The 19,006-nt window shown below is 55.8% G+C and carries 13 protein-coding genes and 1 riboswitch; all 13 genes read left to right on the top strand.

The genetic code is table 11. The annotated features are described in order from the left end of the window. The first annotated feature begins 3 nt into the window (after window positions 1–3). The 13 genes from BED41_RS12555 (at window position 4) to BED41_RS12490 (ending at window position 18,919) form a co-directional block, all read left to right on the top strand. Window positions 4–939 carry an efflux RND transporter periplasmic adaptor subunit gene (locus tag BED41_RS12555; protein WP_066746898.1) on the top strand — a complete coding sequence of 312 codons (936 nt, stop codon included), beginning with the start codon at window positions 4–6 and terminating at the stop codon, window positions 937–939. After that, the gene (locus BED41_RS12550; RefSeq protein WP_084002454.1) at window positions 933–1,637 is read left to right on the top strand and encodes a YggS family pyridoxal phosphate-dependent enzyme; all 705 of its coding nucleotides are present in this window, start codon (window positions 933–935) and stop codon (window positions 1,635–1,637) included. The genes BED41_RS12555 and BED41_RS12550 overlap by 7 nt, the downstream gene beginning before the upstream one ends. 66 nt (window positions 1,638–1,703) lie before the next feature. Further along, on the top strand, window positions 1,704–2,339 hold the full coding sequence (locus BED41_RS12545) for a DivIVA domain-containing protein (protein ID WP_066746895.1): 636 nt from the start codon (window positions 1,704–1,706) through the stop codon (window positions 2,337–2,339). Between the two features lie 193 nt (window positions 2,340–2,532). Further along, window positions 2,533–4,587, top strand: coding sequence for an ATP-dependent DNA helicase RecG (gene recG / locus BED41_RS12540; RefSeq protein WP_066746892.1), 2,055 nt, complete (start codon window positions 2,533–2,535; stop codon window positions 4,585–4,587). Window positions 4,588–5,192: 605 nt separating this feature from the next. Further along, window positions 5,193–7,697 carry an ATP-binding protein gene (locus tag BED41_RS12535; RefSeq protein WP_168160276.1) on the top strand — a complete coding sequence of 835 codons (2,505 nt, stop codon included), beginning with the start codon at window positions 5,193–5,195 and terminating at the stop codon, window positions 7,695–7,697. Between the two features lie 195 nt (window positions 7,698–7,892). Further along, on the top strand, window positions 7,893–9,434 hold the full coding sequence (rny, locus tag BED41_RS12530) for a ribonuclease Y (RefSeq protein WP_066746886.1): 1,542 nt from the start codon (window positions 7,893–7,895) through the stop codon (window positions 9,432–9,434). A 9-nt stretch (window positions 9,435–9,443) separates the two neighbouring features. Continuing rightward, a complete protein-coding gene (locus tag BED41_RS12525) occupies window positions 9,444–10,223 on the top strand; it encodes a TIGR00282 family metallophosphoesterase (protein WP_066746884.1) in 780 nt (259 codons plus the stop codon). Window positions 10,224–10,494: 271 nt separating this feature from the next. Continuing rightward, complete coding sequence (locus tag BED41_RS12520) at window positions 10,495–11,838, top strand: sodium-dependent transporter (RefSeq protein WP_084002452.1); 1,344 nt, start codon at window positions 10,495–10,497, stop codon at window positions 11,836–11,838. A gap of 173 nt (window positions 11,839–12,011) precedes the next feature. Then, a riboswitch (glycine riboswitch) is annotated at window positions 12,012–12,110 on the top strand. Window positions 12,111–12,178: 68 nt separating this feature from the next. Then, window positions 12,179–12,616 (top strand): GrdX family protein, encoded by a 438-nt coding sequence (locus BED41_RS12515; protein WP_066746881.1) that lies wholly within the window; start codon window positions 12,179–12,181, stop codon window positions 12,614–12,616. Between the two features lie 49 nt (window positions 12,617–12,665). Continuing rightward, complete coding sequence (locus BED41_RS12510) at window positions 12,666–13,961, top strand: glycine/sarcosine/betaine reductase component B subunit (RefSeq protein WP_066746877.1); 1,296 nt, start codon at window positions 12,666–12,668, stop codon at window positions 13,959–13,961. 14 nt (window positions 13,962–13,975) lie between these two features. Continuing rightward, window positions 13,976–15,283, top strand: a complete 1,308-nt coding sequence (gene grdB, locus BED41_RS12505) for a glycine reductase complex selenoprotein B (protein WP_084002451.1) — start codon at window positions 13,976–13,978, stop codon at window positions 15,281–15,283. A gap of 987 nt (window positions 15,284–16,270) precedes the next feature. Continuing rightward, window positions 16,271–17,590, top strand: coding sequence for a glycine/sarcosine/betaine reductase component B subunit (locus tag BED41_RS12495; RefSeq protein ID WP_066746869.1), 1,320 nt, complete (start codon window positions 16,271–16,273; stop codon window positions 17,588–17,590). A gap of 30 nt (window positions 17,591–17,620) precedes the next feature. After that, window positions 17,621–18,919 carry a glycine/betaine/sarcosine/D-proline family reductase selenoprotein B gene (locus BED41_RS12490; protein ID WP_084002449.1) on the top strand — a complete coding sequence of 433 codons (1,299 nt, stop codon included), beginning with the start codon at window positions 17,621–17,623 and terminating at the stop codon, window positions 18,917–18,919. Window positions 18,920–19,006: the final 87 nt, after the last annotated feature.

Here is a 19,006-nt window from a genome sequence, read left to right as displayed (position 1 = left end):
GGAATGGTCAGACGCTACACGCCGGAGGGAAAAAAGAGAAGTTTTCGCGTTGCCTACTGGCTTGGCGTCGCCGCGATCATCGCGCTCTGGATATGGGCCTTCAAGTCTTACTTTGACCGCTACGAGTACCTCCACCCGGAGATAACCTGGGCGGTCCCCGGCATAGACAACCAGATAATAAAGGTCAAGGGGCTGCTCCTCTGGAAAGAAAACGTCCTGCTCTCCCCGGCGGCGGGAACTCTCACCTATCCGCTCGGCAGGGGACCGGTGCGAGTGGCCCGCGGCGCGGTCGTCGCGCGTGTCGGAGGCCGTGAGGTGAAGGCCTACCAGCAGGGCTACTTTGTTGCCGGAAAAGACGGTCAGGAATCTACGTGGCGCTACTCTTCGATCTGGCCCTCCGAACAGAAAGAATTTTCTAAGCCTTACAAGCTGCAGTTCCTCTCCGACAACACCGCCGCGATGAGAGGACAGATCGTCGGCAAGATCATCGAACAGCCGCAGGAGCTCCGCTTTATCGGCTATATGCCCATGCGTGGCGACGTCGAAGAGCAGATAAGGCGTAAAAAGCTGCGCGTACGCATCGACAGCGAAGACACGGTCTCGACGGCAAAGATCCGCGTTACGCAGAAGGCCGGCAATCTGACAAAATTCTATCTGACGATGCCGTGGTTCCCGCCAGAGCTGGCGCTTTCCCGCAACTACACCCTGATAATAGACGCGGGGCAGACGGAGGGGGCTCTCGTGCCTCAGAGCGCGATACTCGAAAAGGGCGGCCGCACGGGCATATATATGGTGCGCGGAGCGCGCGTCGTCTTTATTCCCGTGGAGGGGCGGAAACTTGCCAATGATAAATTTCTCGTGACAAAGGGTATAACTGTGGGCGACGCGGTCGTGGAAGACGCCGCCACCGCCCGCGAAGGAAGGATTCAGCTATGGTGATGAACATTGCGGATAATATTGCGAAGATAAGGTCGGATATGGCGCTGGCCGCAAAAAAGAGCGGACGTGTGCTCTCTGAGATAAAACTCATGGGCGTCACGAAATACCACCCCGTTGAAATGATGACGGAGGCGGCGCCTCATCTTGACCTCATCGGAGAAAACAAGGTACAGGAGGCCGTGAACAAGCGCGCCGTCTGGCCTGTGGGAATGGCGAGCTGTCCCTGGCACATGATCGGCCACCTGCAGCGCAACAAGATAAGACGCGCGCTTGAGAGCTTCGACCTCATCGAGAGCATAGACTCGCTGGAGACGGCAGTCGGGATAAACCGCGTCATCTCCGAGGGGGGGCCGCGCAGATTCCCCGTCTATATAGAGGTGAACATGTCGCGCGAAGCGGCGAAGAGCGGCGTCGCTCCCGAAGAGGCGGAGCGTCTGCTCGAAGGGATGATGACGGACTGCCCGCTTCTTTCGGTGGAGGGGCTGATGACCGTCGCCTTAGACACGGAGGACGAATGTGTCCTGCGCGAAATATTCGGCGGCCTGCGGGAACTGCGCGAAAAACTGCGCTGCGCAACAGGGCTGCCGCTGCCGGAGCTCTCTATGGGCATGAGCGGCGATTTCATGACCGCTATCGAAGAGGGCAGCACGATAGTACGTGTGGGAAGCGCGATCTTCGGCCCGCGAAACTACGGATAGAAACCGTTGGCTGCGCGCCGAGGGTATTTCTCATAGTTGTTTTCATAAAGGAAAGGAGCAGAAAAAATGTCCGAATACTTGACCTCGCTTGATGTTGTGAACCAGTCATTCAAAAAGAGCCTCCGCGGCTACGATGCCGCCGAGGTCGACGAATTTCTCGATCACGTGGCGGAGACCCTGCAGAGCTACAACCAGAAAAACAAAGAACTTGAGCGCGAGCTCGCGGCGAAGCAGGAGAGCCTTGCCGAATACGAACGCATGAAAGACGTGCTCCATGAGGCGCTGCTCATGGCGCAGAAGAGCGCCGACGAGCGCGTGAAGAGCGCGCGCGAGCAGGCAAACAAGATACTCTCCGACGCGCGCGAACAGGCGGAGGAGATGTGCCGCGAGGCCGCCGCCGAGGCCGACCGCCTGCGCGCTGGGGTCGAGCAGATACGCAACATCCGCGACATGTACGCGCAGGAATTCCGCGGCATTCTCGCGAAATTCGATACCCAGCTCAACCAGGCGCTTGGCTCCTCCCAACTGTCGGGAGCGGTGGACAGCGTGCTGGAGGGAATGGAAAAGCCTCAGCCCGAAGAGGAGCCTGAGGAGCTTCCAGCCGAACCTGAGGTGAAATCAGACCGTAAAGATTTTGAGGCGGCCTGCGGCATCCTTGGCGTCGACCCGCGGGATCTGATGGGCTCCAATAAGGGAGCCTAAGACAATACCCGCCGCAAAGAGGCCGTCCCTGTATATCTCTCCGACAAGTCTTTGCCCGGAGCAGTGGGGGGTGCTTTGTCCGCGGAAGCTTTGCCCGGCTAAAAACACTATGGAGCAGTTCATAACCCCTGTCGAAAATTATATGATGTGTCCGGTCTTTTTGTGCGCCCGGGTCTGTTGAGATGTGAGCCGTTTGGATAGAAAAACAGCGGAAAAAAACCTCTCCCTGCCGCTCTCGGCGCTTAAAGGCGTCGGGCAGCGCAGAAGCGCGCTGCTTGAGAAGCTCGGCCTGCGGACTGTGGAGGATATGCTCTACCTCTTCCCGCGCCGCTATGAGGACCGCCGAAGCGTAAAGAAGATCACGGAGCTTGTACCCGGAGCTCCGGCGGTCGTCTATGCCACGGTCTGCGGAGTTGATGTCCGGCCGCTTCCCGGACGCGGGCGGCGTCTGATAACCTGCCGCCTCTCGGACGGCAGCGGTTTTCTTGACGCCGTGTGGTTCAACCGCAGGGGACTTGAGAATACCCTTGCGAAAGATACGCCGGTGGCGTTATACGGCACGCCCTCCCTGAGGTCCTCCGTATTTGAGATGACGGAGCCGGAATTTGAAGTTGTGAAAGATAAGGGCGAAAAAAGCCCCTTCGCAGGCATCGTGCCGGTATATCCCTCAACTGAGGGGCTTCCGCAGAAATGGTTCCGCGGTATCGCCCGCGCTCTTGTGGAACAATATCACAACCAGGCGGAGGAAGAGCTGCCCTCGTGCCTGATTGAAAAAAACGCCCTTATGCCAATATCGCGGGCGATATATGAGATGCACATGCCGGAATCACCCGAGAGCTGGAAAGAGGCGCGCCGGCGCTTAGCCTACGGAGAACTCTTTACCCTCCAGCTTACCCTCGCCGCCTCGCGAAAGGAGCGCGCGGAAAGTTCCGCCGTACTCCTAAAAAGAGGAGCTCTTTTTGAGGCGATGACCGCCTCACTCCCGTTTTCTCTGACCGCCTCGCAGAGACGCGTAATCGACGAAATATTCGCCGACGGCGCGTCGGGGCGCCCTATATCGCGTCTTATTCAGGGGGATGTCGGCTCCGGCAAGACCCTTGTCGCCATCGCCTTCGCCGCCGGTCTCTGTGACAGCGGCGCGCAGTGCGCGGTGCTGGCCCCCACGGAGGTGCTCGCGGAGCAGCTGCACGCGCAGACGGCAAAATACCTCGCCCCGCTCGGCGTTGGATGCGCGCTGATAAAGTCGCAGCTGCCGGCGCGGGAGCGCCGCGCGGTGCTGAGCGGCGCGGCCGACGGCTCCCTTAGCGTCGTCACCGGCACTCAGGCGCTGCTCTCCGACGAGATCAAATTTAAAAACCTCGGCGCGGTAATCATCGACGAACAGCAGCGCTTCGGCGTGCGCCAGCGCGCGCGGCTGCTCAAAAGCGGCGCGAAACCGCACCTGATCATGATGAGCGCCACCCCGATACCGCGGACGATGGCCCTTACGCTGTACGGCGACCTCGACATCTCGGTGATCGAGGATAAACCGGCGGGACGCGCGCCCGTAGAGACGCGGATAATCGGCAGGGACCAGCTGGCGAAGCTGCTGCGCTTTATCGCCGCAGAGATACTCTCCGGGGGCCGCGTCTACTGGATCTGCCCGCGCGTCGAGGAAGACGACGGCTCGGACTTGCCTGCGGCGGTGAAACGCTTTGAATGGCTTGAGAAAAAACTTCCCCCGGTGAAGATGTCCCTGATACACGGGCAGATGGAAAGCGCTGATAAAGAGGCGGCGATCGCCGGCTTTCGTTCCGGCCTTTCACAGCTGCTTGTCGGCACCACCGTTCTTGAAGTTGGGGTGGACGTGCCGGAGGCGACCGTGATCGTCATCGAATCTCCCGAACGCTACGGCCTCTCCCAGCTGCACCAGCTGCGGGGCCGGGTCGGGCGTGGGACGCGGCGCGGCCTATGCGTGCTGCTCTCACTTTTGCCGGAAGACAACGAACGGCTGCGGATATTTGCCTCCACCAACGACGGTTTTGAGATCGCGAAGGCCGACCTAGAGCTGCGGGGCGCGGGAGAGATCACCGGCACGGCGCAGCACGGCCTCGCCCGCTTCAGGGTCGCCGACCTGCAAAAAGACTATCTTCTCGCGGAGACTGCGCGGGACGACGCGCGGGAATTTCTCGAAAAAGAGGGGCTGGAGGCGCTGCCCTGCGCCATGCGCGAAAAGATCGCCGCCATGCGCGCGGAGGAGCTCTCCTGAAATAAAGATGTTAAAAAAGTCGCTTCTTAAAGTAAAAAATATTTATAAAAAAACCGCCCATGCGCATTACTACCGCCCGCTGAAAATAAAATAACGATGCTCCGCCCCCCATAAGAGGCCGCAAAAAATCACAAAAAATTTCTCGACCTTGTTTGTAAAAAAACTTACGGCCGCACACTGTTATTGATAACGCCGCAGATAAGGGCCGCTTGCGCCCGCATACCAAGTCCAGAGTTACGGCGGCGGCTTTTCGTAAGCCTAATCCGGTCAACCTGGACACAGCGGCGTTTATTTTTTTATAACGCCGCCGCGCGCCCTCCCCTCTGTCTTTCCCCTTTTATTCCTGTATCGTGTGTTGCCCCTCAATGTACTGATTTTCCCGTCAATTGACATACGGTGGCTATCTGGATATCATAAAAAACGTCGAGAAAAAGCTTAACGGCCAGTAAAATATCCTGTATACGCTGACATTGGATCGAACTGGCGGCCTCGTAAATAAAAATTCCCGGTACCGCGCCTTCTGGCGTAAGGTATTCGCGCCGGCCGGCAGCCGCCGGAGAAAGGAGAGATGGTCGCCGCAGTTTTGGGCGCGCCATATCGATAAGATGACCGACGAAAGAGAAGAAGTAATCGGCCTTACAAGAGAGATATTGAATCGTTACTTTACCGAAAACGACCTGTATTTTCTCCTCTCGTACCTTGACGACGACGTGGTCTGGATCGGCGGGGGCAGAAAGCAGAAGGCAGAGGGACGTGAAGCGGTCAGCAGATGGTTTCTTGATCACTGGGACGACTCGTTTCCCGTTATTCTTGAAAACCAGCGATATGAATACTGCAAGCTGTGCGAGGGACACTATATATGCGAGGGATTCAGCGAGTTCAACAGCCGCCAGGAGGACGGATTCGTTCTCAGCTCATATCAGCGCTGCACGATCGTCTACCGCCGAAAGGCCGACGGTTCGCTGAAGATTGCCCACATTCACCATTCCATCGCCTATGACGCGCTTGAGGAGGACGAACTTTTCCCCGAGACCTACGGAAAAGAGCAGTACCGGATCCTTCAGGATGCCTTTGAGAAACAGTCGCGGGAGATACAGGATGTCAGCCGCGCGCTGAACCGCCAGGCGATCCAGCTGCAGCAGCTGTACCAGAGCGTGCCATGCGGGATAATCCAGCTGCGCCGCCGTGAACCGTTCGATATCCTCTCTGCGAACCTGCAGGCGGGAAGTATATTTGAGGCGGCCGGCGGAGGAGAGGGCACTACCTCCTATCTTCGCTCACTCCGTGAAAAGATCATTGCCGTACCCGGCCTGGCTGACTCTCTCGTCGGCGACGGCCCGCGGCAGTTTGAAATATGTTTTCCAACGGCTGGGGGCAGGGAGAGGTGGGTATCGGTCCATCTGCAGTCTCTGCGTAACGAGTATGATGAAGAGACCATCCAGGCGATAATAATCGACGTTACCTCGGAGAGGCAGATCCAGATAGAGAAGGAAAACAGACAGCTGCTTGAAAACAGGCTTCTCAGCGGTGCGCTGATGGTCAGCAACAACGTCATTTCAACGGTTAACCTGACAAAGGGAAGGTGTACCCTCACAGCAGACGACGGCTATATCCGCAGGCTTCCGTCGGATATTACCTACGAAGAGCTCTTCGACCATGTCATAGAGACGCTGCACCCCGACGACCGGGCGGAATTCCGCGAAAAATTCACGCAGTCCAACATCATAAAGGCGGTCTCCGGCGGCTGTGACGAGATAGGCATGGAGCTGCGGCAGCTTGGAGAAGACGACAAATATCACTGGATATCATTCACCTTTATCCACGTCGACAATCCGGTGGGCGAGGATTTGATGGGGATCGGCGTCATCAAGGTGCTGGATGTGCAGAAGTCGGAGAAGCTGCGGCAGGATAGTCTGCTGCGCGACGCCCTGGAATCCGCGAAGGCGGCCAGCGAGGCTAAGTCGGATTTCCTTTCACGGGTATCCCACGACATACGTACGCCGCTGAACGCGATAATCGGCATGAGTTTACTTGGCCAGATGCGTATCGACGACTTGGCGGAGGTAAAAAACTGCTTTGAGAAGATAGATCAGTCGTCAAAATATTTGCTTTCACTGATAAACGATATCCTCTGTATGTCGAAGATCGAGAGCGGCAAGATCCGCCTGGATATCGAATCCTTCAAACTCGAAGAACTCTTCGGCGGCCTTTGGCAGATTATCGAGACGCAGGTTGCGGATAAAAACATCACCTACCGCTGCACGGGGCTGGAAAATGTGTGTGACTCCTATGACGGCGATGTGACGAAGATACATCAGATACTGCTTAATCTGCTGACGAATGCCGTTAAATTCACGCCTCAAGGCGGGGAGGTCACGCTCTCGGTGAAGGAAGGCGGACGAGACGGTAAATATACGAAACTGTTATTCTCTGTGACCGATACCGGCTGCGGTATTTCGGAGGAATTTATGGAGAGACTCTTCCTGCCCTTTGAGCAGGAAAAATCCGGCGGGGCGAGGAACCTCGAGGGTACGGGACTTGGCCTTGCCATCGTCTACAGCCTGGTGAAGCTGATGGACGGCACGGTCTCCGTCCGCAGTAAAAAGGGTGAGATGAGCAGCTTTGAGGTCATGCTGCCTGTGCTGGCAGCCGACAGGGAGCCGCTCCGCTGCGGAGCGGAAGAACAGCTCTCCGGAGCCGTTGCTGACATAGATAATCTTCGCGGTATGAGGATTCTTCTCGTCGAAGACAACGAAATTAATATGGAGATCGCGAAATCCTTCCTGACTTTCAAAGGTGCTTTTGTCGATACCGCGGATAACGGCGCTGTGGCCGTCAATAAATATGCCGAGGCGCCGGGGGGATACTACGGCTGTATCCTGATGGACATCCGTATGCCGGTGATGGACGGCCTTGAGGCTTCACGCCGTATCCGCGCGCTGGAGATTGGCGGAAGAAAAAGAACGCCGATAATCGCGCTATCCGCCAACGCCTTTGAGGAGGACATCCGTTTGGCACAGGAGGCCGGCATTGACGAGTATATCGTTAAGCCGATAGATTTCAGGAAAGTTACTGCCGCGCTCAGCGTCTGCCGGTCATCAGCGCGGTAGCGTCTGCGTTCCGCGCGGAGGATTTTATGGGGCGCTTGGAGGCTTTGAACCTACCTCTTGTGAAAGAGACGTTTTTTATGTACAATACCAGACGTTGGCATAAAATTCATTATTGATTTTATCTGATATAATTTTACGTCTGACAAACAAAACTTAAAATGGACCATGACAAAAGAATAATGAGGTGAAAGGAAAATGGAATTTACCACAGCTGTACTATGTATAATCACCGGACTCGCCGTAGGCGCCCTGGTAGGTTTTACATATCACAAAAAAAGCGAAGAAAAAAAATTCAGAGGAGCCCTTTCGGAATCCGAGCGCATTATACAGGAGGCCACTAAGAAGGCCGAAATTGCGAAGCGCGACATTCTCGCCGAGGGCAAAGAAGAGATACACCGGCTGAGACAGGAGCTTGACCGCGACACAAAAGAACGCCGCGGAGAAATCCAGCGTTCCGAGCGCCGTCTGGAACAGAAGGAAGAAAATCTCGACAAGAAGATTGAGAACATCAGCCGCAAAGAAGAAGAACTTAAGAACCGCAACGAACATGTGCAGGAAAAGCTGAACAGGCTCTCTGCGCAGGAACAGGAACTAATCGCGAAGCTGGAACAGATTGCCCAGCTGACGCGTGAAGAGGCGCGTGAGCAGCTTCTTGCCGAGGTGGAGTCCGATGCGAACCATTTGATCGGGCTGCGTCTCAAAGAGCTTGAAGAGCGCGCGAAACGCGAAGCTGACCGTAAAGCGCAGGAGGTCATCGCGACCGCCATTCAGCGCTGCAGCGTCGAATTCGCATCCGACGTGGTTGTAAGCGTCGTTAATCTCCCATCCGACGAGATGAAGGGGCGCATCATCGGACGCGAAGGCCGCAACATCAGGACTTTTGAAACGCTCACCGGAGTCGACCTCATCGTCGACGACACCCCGGAGGCCGTCACGCTGAGCAGCTTTGATCCCGTACGCCGCGAAGTGGCCCGCCTCTCGCTTGAGAGACTGGTCGTCGACGGCAGGATCCACCCGGCCCGCATAGAGGAAATAATAGAGCGGGCGGAGAAGGACGTTCAGGTCCAGATTCTTGAGACCGCCGAAGAGGCGCTTCTCGAAACGGGCATCAAAAACATGCATGGTGAACTGGCAAAAATTATCGGACAACTGCGTTACCGCACCAGCTACGGACAGAACGCCCTCGCCCACAGCCTTGAAGTGGCGCATCTATCGGGCGTGATGGCGGCTGAGCTGGGACTCGATGAATTGAAGGCCCGCAGAGCAGGGCTTTTACATGATATAGGCAAGGCTGTTGACCACCAGATAGAGGGTACGCACGCGAAGATCGGAGCCGACCTGGCAAAACGCTACGGCGAGAGCCCCGATATCGTGAACGCGATAGCCTCGCACCACGAAGACGAAGAACCTCTGACGATCTACGCCGTACTCGTAGCGGCGGCGGACGCCGTCTCCGCCTCACGTCCCGGCGCGCGCCGCGAAAGCCTCGACGCCTATGTGAAACGCCTTGAAAAACTCGAAGAGGTCGCAAAGACCTTCTCGGGTGTCAGCAAGGCCTTTGCGATCCAGGCGGGACGCGAAGTGCGCGTGGCGGTGGCTCCCACCGTCACTGACGACGGCGAGATGCAGAAGCTCGCATACGATATCGCGCGCAAGATCGAGGAAGAGCTCAGATATCCCGGGCAGATAAAGGTCACCCTGATAAGGGAGACCCGCGCCGTGGAATACGCGAAATAGGCGCTGCCCGTGCGCATATTATTCATCGGCGATATCATGGGGCGCCCAGGCCGCGAAGCGGCGGCCCGGGAGATCCCCAGGCTTAAGGAAGAATACGGCGGTTTTGATTTCATCATCGCCAACGGGGAAAACAGCGCCGGTGGCTTCGGACTCACCGAAAAGGTGATGAAAGAGCTCTTCTCCTCCGGTATCGACATCCTCACGAACGGCAACCACGTCTGGGACAAGAAGGATTTTGTTCCCCTGCTGGACAGCGAAAAAGCCGTGCTGCGCCCCGCGAATCATCCGCAGGGCACACGCGGACGCGGTTACGCCGTCTACGAGAAAAACGGCGAAAGGCTTGCCGTTCTCTGTCTGCAGGGACGCACCTTCATGCCGCCCCTTGACTGCCCCTTTCAGACGGCCGAGAGGCTGGTCGCCGAATGCCCCGTACCTGCGATATTCGTCGACATCCACGCGGAGGCGACCTCCGAAAAGAGGGCGCTCGGCGTATATCTTGACGGTAAGGTCTCCGCCGTAGTCGGAACTCATACGCACGTTCAGACGGCGGACGAAGAGATCCTTCCTGGAGGCACCGCCTTTCTCTCCGACGCCGGTATGACCGGCGGCCACGGAGGCGTGATAGGCATGACGGCGGAATCAGTGCTTCCGAAATTCCTTACCGGGACGCCGTGTAAATTTGAGGTCTCCGAAGAGAACGTAAAGTTCCAGGGGGCCGTCATAGAAATAGATGCGGAGACGGGACGTTCCCTTGATATAGTAAGGATAAACAGAGCGGTAACTCAATAATAAAAATAAACCACGCATACAATATAAAATATGCGTGGTTTATTTTTTCTGCTTTCGTTATGGGTAAAAAGGCTTTTTTTAGTAAATAACAAAGTAGGGAAATATAAAGACTTTTGCAAAAAAGGGTAAATAAACGGCAGAAAGACATAAAATAAATTTATCTGACATTTGTTTTAGAAATCAATTTATGATATATAGATAAAGCCGAATAAAAAACGAACTTATAAATTAAATTCAAAAGTCGGCATACTTTTGAGAGGAGAGGGTTTTTGTGGAAGGAAACTCAGGAAACAGAGAGCAGTGGGGGAGCAGATTCGGCTTTATCATGGCCGCCGCCGGCTCCGCCGTCGGGCTTGGAAATATCTGGCGTTTTCCATATATTACCGGTAAGTACGGGGGAGGCGCCTTCGTTCTCGTATACCTTGCCATCGTTATCATCATCGGATCGTCGCTCATGCTGGCGGAGTTTGCCATGGGCCGCCGGGCGAAACTTGACTCCGTGGGGGCCTTCAAAAAACTTGGCGGCGGAGCATGGCCGATAGTCGGCTGGATGGGCTTCTTCTGCGGCTTTGTCATTCTTTCATACTACGCTGTCATCGCCGGCTGGACTCTCGCCTACATGTTTAAGTCATTCGGTGGGCTGATGGAGGCCGCGGCCGCCGGCAAGGCTGGAGACGTCTTCGGCGCCTTCGTCTCCGATCCCCTGCAGGCGATTGCCTATCACGGCGTCGTCATGGCGATTGTCATCTCTGTCGTCTACCGCGGTATCAGCGGCGGCATCGAGAGAAGCTGCAAGATCCTCATGCCCGCGCTATTCTTTATTCTGATACTGCTCATCATCCGTTCCGTCACCCTGCCGGGATCGACGGAGGGGCTGCGCTTCTACCTGCTGCCGGACTTCTCAAAACTCACGGGAGAGGGTGTGCTGGCGGCGGTCGGGCAGGGGTTCTATTCGCTCTCCCTGGCGATGGGCATCATCATCACCTACGGCAGTTACCTCGGCAAACACGAATATATGCCAAAGATGACCAGTACTATCGTACTGCTCGACACTTGTGTCGCGATTATGGCCGGACTTGTCATCTTCCCCGCGGTATTTGCCTTCGGCGTCGACGCCGGAGCCGGGCCGGGACTTACCTTTGTCACGCTGCCGATCGTCTTCGCCAAGATGCCGATGGGAGCCTTCTTCTCCTTCGCCTTCTTCGCGCTGCTCTTCATCGCCGCCATCACCTCGGCCTTCTCACTGCTTGAGGTCGTCGTCACCTTCGCGATAGACGAACTCGGCTGGTCACGCGCAAAGTCGGCGGTCGTCATGGGCATAGCTATCGCGCTGCTCGGTGTGCCCTCCGCCCTCTCCGTCGGCGGCCACTTCCCGAAGATCTGCGGCAAAGACTTCCTTGACGCGATGGACTTTATCACCAACAACGCCGTCATGCCGGTAGGAGGGATGCTGACATCCTTCTTTGTCGGCTGGATCTGGACGAAGGGCGCTAAGGACGAAGTCACGAACTTCGGAGAGCACGACTTCCCGTTCTACACGGCCTGGCTGTGGGTGTGCCGCGTCGTCGCGCCGGTCTGTATCGGACTCATCTTCATCACGGGGCTTAAATGGTAAAAACATCACTTCCGTTGTTCTGAAAAATAAAAAAGCGTCTCTTTTATCAAAAAAGAGACGCTTTTTTTATGCTATAGTATAAAAAATAGGATAATATTGGTGCAAAATATCACAAAATACCTTCGAAAGCTGTTGACAAGAATTTTGCTCTTGATATACTAAGGTCAAGCTGAATGAAAGCGGCAAGAGAGACCCGTCCACTTTAACTATGGGCGCCGAAGGGGCAAGACCATAAGGTTGAAACTCTCAGGCATAAGGATTGTCGCCGGACAGCACTCTGGACACGTCAAAAACAGGCGAGGACGAAAACAGAGGATATTAGCCAGAAAGGCGGTGTCCTATGGGTTTGTTCTCGTATTCTTATGTATGCATCTCAAACAACCCTAATCTCAAAGGTCATGTACAGTCGCTTGACTACCTTGACGGAGGCGCGCTGGATGTCCTATATGCCGGACGCGATCTCATCCACCTTGGCTGGGAGCTGCTTGCCAATCCCCTCTATGGGAATTTTAAGCCGAACCAGCAGCCCTACCGCTCCCTGATCCTTAAGAAGGACTGTTCGAGGGGCGGAGCCATCGACCTGCAGTCGCTCGATCTCATTGAAAACGCGATCAGAGTCTTTGAAAGCTCGCCGAAGCTTATGCGCCCCGGCGAACTCGCGGAGAGGATAGATAACGACTTCCGTTATCTTGATTTCATTTTGCTGGAAGAGACCTTCCATCAATATTCGGTCTTAACGCCTCCGGAGAGACGGTACCCGGAAGCGGTAAACAGATAGACATTTACAGCGCGCTATTTCCCTCAAAAATCACTCAAGGAGGATCATTATGAAACTCGAACTGCAGAAGGCAAAAGTTAAGAACATCGCATGGGGCGACAAGACCGCCCTTCTTGCCGACGGCACCCTTCAGATCAACAAAGAAGAGTTCCTCGCAGCGGCTTCGGACACAGAGCATTTTAAGACCCTGAACGCCGACCTCGCGCGTCCCGGCGAATCGGTCCGCATCTGCCCTGTCAAAGACGCCATCCAGCCCCGTTACAAGACGGAGGGCGTTGGTCAGGTATTCCCCGGCATGCTCAGCGGCGTTGACACCGTTGGCAGTGGAAAGACCTTCGTCCTTGACGGCGCGGCCGTCGTCACCTGCGGACGCATCGTCGGATTCCAGGAAGGCATCGTCGACATGAGCGGCGAGGGCGCGAAATACACCCCCTTCTCAAAGACGATGAACGCCGTGCTCGTGTTCGAGCCCGTCGAAGGCATCGAGCCCCACGAATATGAGAAAGCCTGCCGCCTTGCCGGATTCCGCGCCGCGCTCTACGTCGCGGAGGCCGCCTGGAAGGCTGGCGCAGCCGTAGATGAGACAAAGCCCTACGAGCTTCCCTCGTTCGCGGAGGCCATGAAAGCCTATCCCGGACTCCCGAAGGTTGCCTACATCTACATGCTCCAGACTCAGGGACTTCTTCATGACACCTACGTCTACGGCGTGGACGCGAAGAAGATTATCCCCACGCTGATCCACCCCAATGAGACAATGGACTGCGCGATCGTCTCCGGCAACTGCGTCTCCGCATGCGACAAGAACAGCACCTATGTCCACCAGAACAACCCCGTCATCCGCAGCCTCTATGAGCGCCACGGAAAAGACATCAACTTCATCGGCGTAATCATCACAAACGAGAACGTCACGCTGATGGACAAGCAGAGAAGCTCTTCGTACGCGGTGAAGCTCGCCTCGATGCTCGGCGTCGACGGCGTTGTAATCAGCGAAGAGGGCTTCGGCAATCCCGACGCCGACCTTATCATGAACTGCCGCAAGGCGGAGCAGGCCGGTATCAGAACGGCGCTCATCACCGACGAATACGCGGGCCGCGACGGCGCGAGCCAGTCGCTCGCCGACGCCACGAAAGAGGCCGACGCGGTGGTAACGGCGGGCAACGCGAACATGATCGTCGTACTGCCCCCGCAGGAAAAACTGATCGGATTTACGGACTACACGGACGTTATAGCCGGTGGCTTCGACGGTTCGCTCAGAGCCGACGGGTCGATAGAGGTTGAGCTGCAGGCTATCACAGGCGCGACATGCGAGCTGGGCTTTAACCCCCTCAGCGCCAAAACCTGGTAGGAGGACGAAAGACAATGACAAAGAAGAGGATCGTACACTACATAAATCAGTTCTTTGCCGGTATCGGCGGAGAAGAGAAGGCTGACACCAAGCCCGAGTCACGCCCCGGCGTAGTCGGACCCGGCATGGCCCTTGCCCACGAACTCGGCGACGCCGCCGAAGTCGTCGGCACGGTAATCTGCGGCGACGGCTACTACGCGGAGAACATGGAATCGGCGACCGAAGAGATACTCAAGCTCATCTCCGCCTTCCAGCCCGACGCGGTCGTCACCGGCCCCGCATTCAACGCCGGACGTTACGGCACCGCCGCCGGCGGCGTAGCCGACGCGGTACAGAAGAAGCTCGGCATACCCGCCGTCTCCGGTATGTACGAGGAGAACCCCGGCGCGGATATGTTCAAGAAGTCGGTATTCATCGTCCCGACAGCCGACAACGCGCGCGGTATCAAGACGGCCGTTCCCGCGATGGCGAAGCTCGTCCTCAAAGTCCTTGAGACGAACGGCAACCCCGGCTCGCCCGAAGAGGCCGGTTACATGACCCGCGGCGTGCGCGTCAACTTCTTCCAGGACAGACCCGGCGCGGACCGCGCGGTGGAGATGCTCGTCAAGAAGCTCAAGGGCGAAGAGTTCACCACCGAATATCCGATGCCCAGCTTTGACCGCGTAGCCCCCGGCGAGGCGATTAAAGACCTTAAAAACGCGACGATCGCGCTCGTCACCTCCGGCGGCATCGTCCCGAAAGGCAACCCCGACCACATCGAGGCCTCCAGCGCGATGAAGTTCGGCACCTACGATATCGAAGGTGTACAGACGGCTGACGGCGAGCATTACGCGACGGCGCACGGCGGTTACGACCCGACCTATGCCAACACTGACCCCAACAGAGTGCTTCCCGTCGACGTGCTCCGCGAGATGGAGAAAGAGGGCGTCTTCAAAAAGCTCTACAGATACTTCTTCACGACCGTCGGCAATGGAACATCGATTGCCAACGCGAAGAAGTTCGGCACCGCCATTGGTGAGCAGCTCAAGAAAGACGGAGTTGACGCCGTGATCCTCACCTCCACTTGAGGAACCTGCACTCGTTGCGGTGCAACGATGGTCAAAGCGATCGAAGCCTTTGGAATGCCCGTGGTACACATCTGCACGATCGTACCGATCTCGCAGACGGTTGGCGCGAACCGCATAGTTCCCGCGGTCGCCATCCCCTATCCCCTCGGAGACATCAGCAAGAGCGCCGAGGAAGAGAAGCAGATCCGCCGCGCGATCCTGGACAAGGCCATGAAGGCCCTCCAGACGCCGATATCGGAGCAGACAGTATTTTAATAGTTAAATAATAAAAAAATAGAGGGACGGTTTCTTGCCGCCCCTCTATTTTTTTATCTTTGACATACGATGTTCCCACTCAAAATCGCCGCCGATTTTTCAAGGATATTGCACTTCGCGTTACACGGCTAAAATTAGAACGTTTTCTCATAACAGCCTGACAGCCTAGTATCTCATTTCTTAATTCCGCAGCGCCCCACCTTTGATGTACTGCTACTATATTTGTGTTTTTCGGGTATTTTATCTCTCTTTGCGCCTTCACGGCTAATCAGCCAAACATCCCTTTTGGTATTCGTGCCTGAGCATAAAATACAGCTCCCACCCGTTGTTTTATACGAAAGATTTTTGCGGCTGGCTCCAGATTTTTGAGACTTATACCTACTTTTGAAGGCCGTATAGGCCCTTCAAAATATTTCAGAAAGGTGCTGGAGAAAGATCGGCAACCTAACTTTAATCTACCCTCTGTGTAAATTTTTGCGTCGATTACGATATTTTTAAGGTAAAAAACTGAAACACGGGTTCCTTCTTTTTCTGTAAACTTAGCGAAGTTCGTAGAAGAAAAGCTCTTTCGCACCTTTATAAATCAATAACGGAATGTCGCGATCGTCTTTGCTAATATGTGCCGCCTGTTGCCGAACATCGGTTTTAGGCATAAGACCGCAGTATGGATGACTATTTTACAAAGTACGTGATGAACTGTCTAAGACTACATGGCAGGAACTATTCCGTATCTCGATGGAGATTTGGGCCCAATTCACATCGGAGAAGTTGTTTTTCGGAATGAGAGCCCTGCCTCTGTCTGAAGACCTCACTGACGCCATACCGAAAACCATTGCATTCTAAATTGAAAAAGCGCTTGACGACGCGGGATTATATCTATCTTGCCGCTTATTGTTTTGCTGGTGTGAGAGGCGTTTCTTTAGGCTTAAGGTTTAAGCTTTGGCATATTGAAAGTATTTCATGTAAAATGCTGGGAGTGTGAAGAGTTTGGAACATACGAAAAAGCTGAGAATAGGTAATTTTCATGTTAAGGACATCGTATTTGGTGAAAAGACCTCATTCAAAAACGGCGTGCTCACAATCAATAAAGGTGAAGCTATCGCCTCTCTGGACCCGGACAAAGAACTGAAGAACATAGAGATATATATTGTCCATCCCGGTGACGAGACCCGCATTCTGCCCTGCAAGGTCGGTTTGGAGCCACGCTTCCGTCCCGATGGACGCGCCACCTTCCCCGGCGTGACCGGCGGTCTGACGATCGAAAGCTGCGGCGATGGCGACCTCTACGCGATGAAAGGCATCAATGTCATCGCCTGCGGTAAATACTCGCAGGCGGCCGAGGGCATGCTTGATATGAGCGGCCCCGGCGCGGAGCACTCCATCTTTGCGAAGATGGTGAACCTTGTGGTATACGCGGAACTGGTCAACCCCACAAAGCTAGACCAGCCTTTCAGAAACGAGGCTCCGCTGAAGATGGCCGCCCATTATCTGGCGGACTATGTGGCCGCTTCGCTGAAAGACCAGGAGCCGGAAGACTGGGAATGCTACGAGCTTGAGCCCGGTGCCGAAGAGGCGGAGAAGAAGGGGCTTCCGAGGGTCGCCCTTTTCTTCCAGATCAAGGCTCAGGTCGGCAAGGATAAGTTCTTTAACGAGAGAATTTTCGGTATCGACTGCGAAAACATGCTGCCCTTCCTTATGCACCCCAACGCTGTATTCGACGGACAGATCACCAACCAGGGCGGCCTCTACGGAGAGGGCTACTGCACCTATACTTATCAGAACTGGCCGATAATCAAACGTCTCTATCAGGAACACGGCAAGACTATCAATTTTGTCGGCGTTGTTCCCTTCGCGGTCGACGTGCCCAACCACTTCAAGCAGACGGTAAAGGTTGCCGGCGGCGAGCTGGCCTCCCTGCTGAAGCTTGACGGCGCGATCGTCGCCTCCGTCGCCGGCGGCAGCAACTACGACGTCGACTTCTTCTTCATGTGCTCCGAGCTGGAACATCGCGGCATCAAGACGGTGGGACTTACTCCGGAGCACAGCGGCAAATCGATGCTCGACCCCATCGCCGACGCCATCGTCTCCACCGGCGACTCCGGCACCGTCTTTGAATTCCCGCCGATGAAGAACGTGATCGGCGATCTCGCCTCCGTGACCCGCGACTTTTATCACGCCGCGTGGACCGCTCACGAGAAATACGGCCCCAGCCTGCGCCCGGACGGTTCTCTGATCGTAAACGGCTGCATGATTGTGGACAGCACCAACTGCGCCGGTTTCACGACCAAGACCGTGAAGGAATACTAGCTCAGATATATCGTATGGGGGGATAAATAAATGAAAAAGATTATATTCTATGCCAACCAGTTTTTCGGCGGCGTCGGCGGAGAAAACGAGGCTGATTTTGAGCCTGTCATCAAAGAGGGGCCTGTAGGTCCGGCGCTTGCCTTTAAGGCGGCTCTGAAAGATGCCGAGGTTACGCACACCATCATCTGCGGCGACAACTTTATGGCCAGCCACAAAGACGAGGCGCTGAAGCGCATCGCCGCCTTCCTTGAAGGTAAAGAGTTCGATATCATGGCCGCCGGACCCGCCTTCCGCGCCGGACGTTACGGCGTCTGCTGCGGCGAAATATGCAGATTCGCGCACGAAAAATATGGCGTGCAGGCGGTTACCAGCATGCACGAGGAAAACCCCGGCGTGGCGATGTTCAAAGAGGAACCCTTCTATATCATGAAGGGCGGCGCTAGCGCAGCCAAGATGCGTCAGGACGCCGCCGCGATGGCCGGCATCGTCAACAAGATGATCTCCGGCGAAGAGATACTCTGGGCCGACGCCGAGGGTTACTTCCCGCACGGCATCAGAAAAGAGGTCTTTGCGGAGAAGACCGCCGGCGACCGCGCCGTCGATATGCTTCTTGCCAAACTCTCAGGTCAGCCCTACGAGACCGAACTGAAGATTGAGCCGCGCGACAACGTCGTTCCCTCCAAGGCGGTCGGCGATCTCAGCAAGGCCAAGGTCGCCTTCGTCAGCACCGGCGGACTTGTTCCCCTCGGCAACCCTGACCGCATTCCCGGCGGCACCTGCTCCATATGGGCGACCTACGATGTCTCCGGCAAGGATGTTCTTGTAAAGGGAGACTTCTACAGCGTCCACTGCGGCATCAACACCGACTTTGTCAACGCCAATCCGGAGGTTCTCTTTCCGCTCTCTTCCTTCAGGGAATTTGAGAAAGCCGGTGTGATCGGCGAGCTCTGCAACACCCTCTACTCGACCACCGGCAACCTGGCCACCCTCAAGGACGCCCGCCGGATGGGCAAAGAGATCGCCGAAGCGCTCAAGAAAGAGGCGGTCGACGCCGTAGTCCTTGTCAGTACCTGAGGAAGCTGCACTCGTTGCGGTGCAACGATGGTAAAAGAGATAGACAGAGCGGGATTCCCCATAGTGCATGTCACAAACCTTGTCTCCGTATCCAAGGTCACCGGGGCGAACCGTATAGTTCCCGGTTACGGGCTTGTATCTCCCTTCAGCGATCCCCTGCTTACAGCCGAGGAGCAGAAGGCGATGCAGAAAAGTCTCGTCGAGCGCGCCCTTAAGGCGGTCTCCACGGACGTTACTGAACAGACTTTCTTCTAAAATCACAAGAGTGGGCTTTGCTGTGGCAAAGCCCACTTTCGCCAATGCTGTGAAGATGGGAAAATAACGGTCCCAAATGTAGGGCGG

The organism is Cloacibacillus porcorum (assembly GCF_001701045.1).
In the GTDB taxonomy this organism is placed as follows: Bacteria; Synergistota; Synergistia; order Synergistales; family Synergistaceae; genus Cloacibacillus; species Cloacibacillus porcorum.
The sequence above is the reverse complement of the archived record's forward strand: the minus strand, read 5'-3'. Positions and strand labels throughout refer to the sequence as shown.

Excerpts from the sequence above, each read along its gene's own strand:
- BED41_RS12555 (WP_066746898.1), top strand. The coding sequence starts at position 4 with ATGGTCAGACGCTACACGCCGGAGGGAAAAAAGAGAAGTTTTCGCGTT.
- BED41_RS12550 (WP_084002454.1), top strand. The coding sequence starts at position 933 with ATGGTGATGAACATTGCGGATAATATTGCGAAGATAAGGTCGGATATG.
- BED41_RS12545 (WP_066746895.1), top strand. The coding sequence starts at position 1,704 with ATGTCCGAATACTTGACCTCGCTTGATGTTGTGAACCAGTCATTCAAA.
- BED41_RS12535 (WP_168160276.1), top strand. The coding sequence starts at position 5,193 with ATGACCGACGAAAGAGAAGAAGTAATCGGCCTTACAAGAGAGATATTG.
- rny (WP_066746886.1), top strand. The coding sequence starts at position 7,893 with ATGGAATTTACCACAGCTGTACTATGTATAATCACCGGACTCGCCGTA.
- BED41_RS12515 (WP_066746881.1), top strand. The coding sequence starts at position 12,179 with ATGGGTTTGTTCTCGTATTCTTATGTATGCATCTCAAACAACCCTAAT.
- BED41_RS12510 (WP_066746877.1), top strand. The coding sequence starts at position 12,666 with ATGAAACTCGAACTGCAGAAGGCAAAAGTTAAGAACATCGCATGGGGC.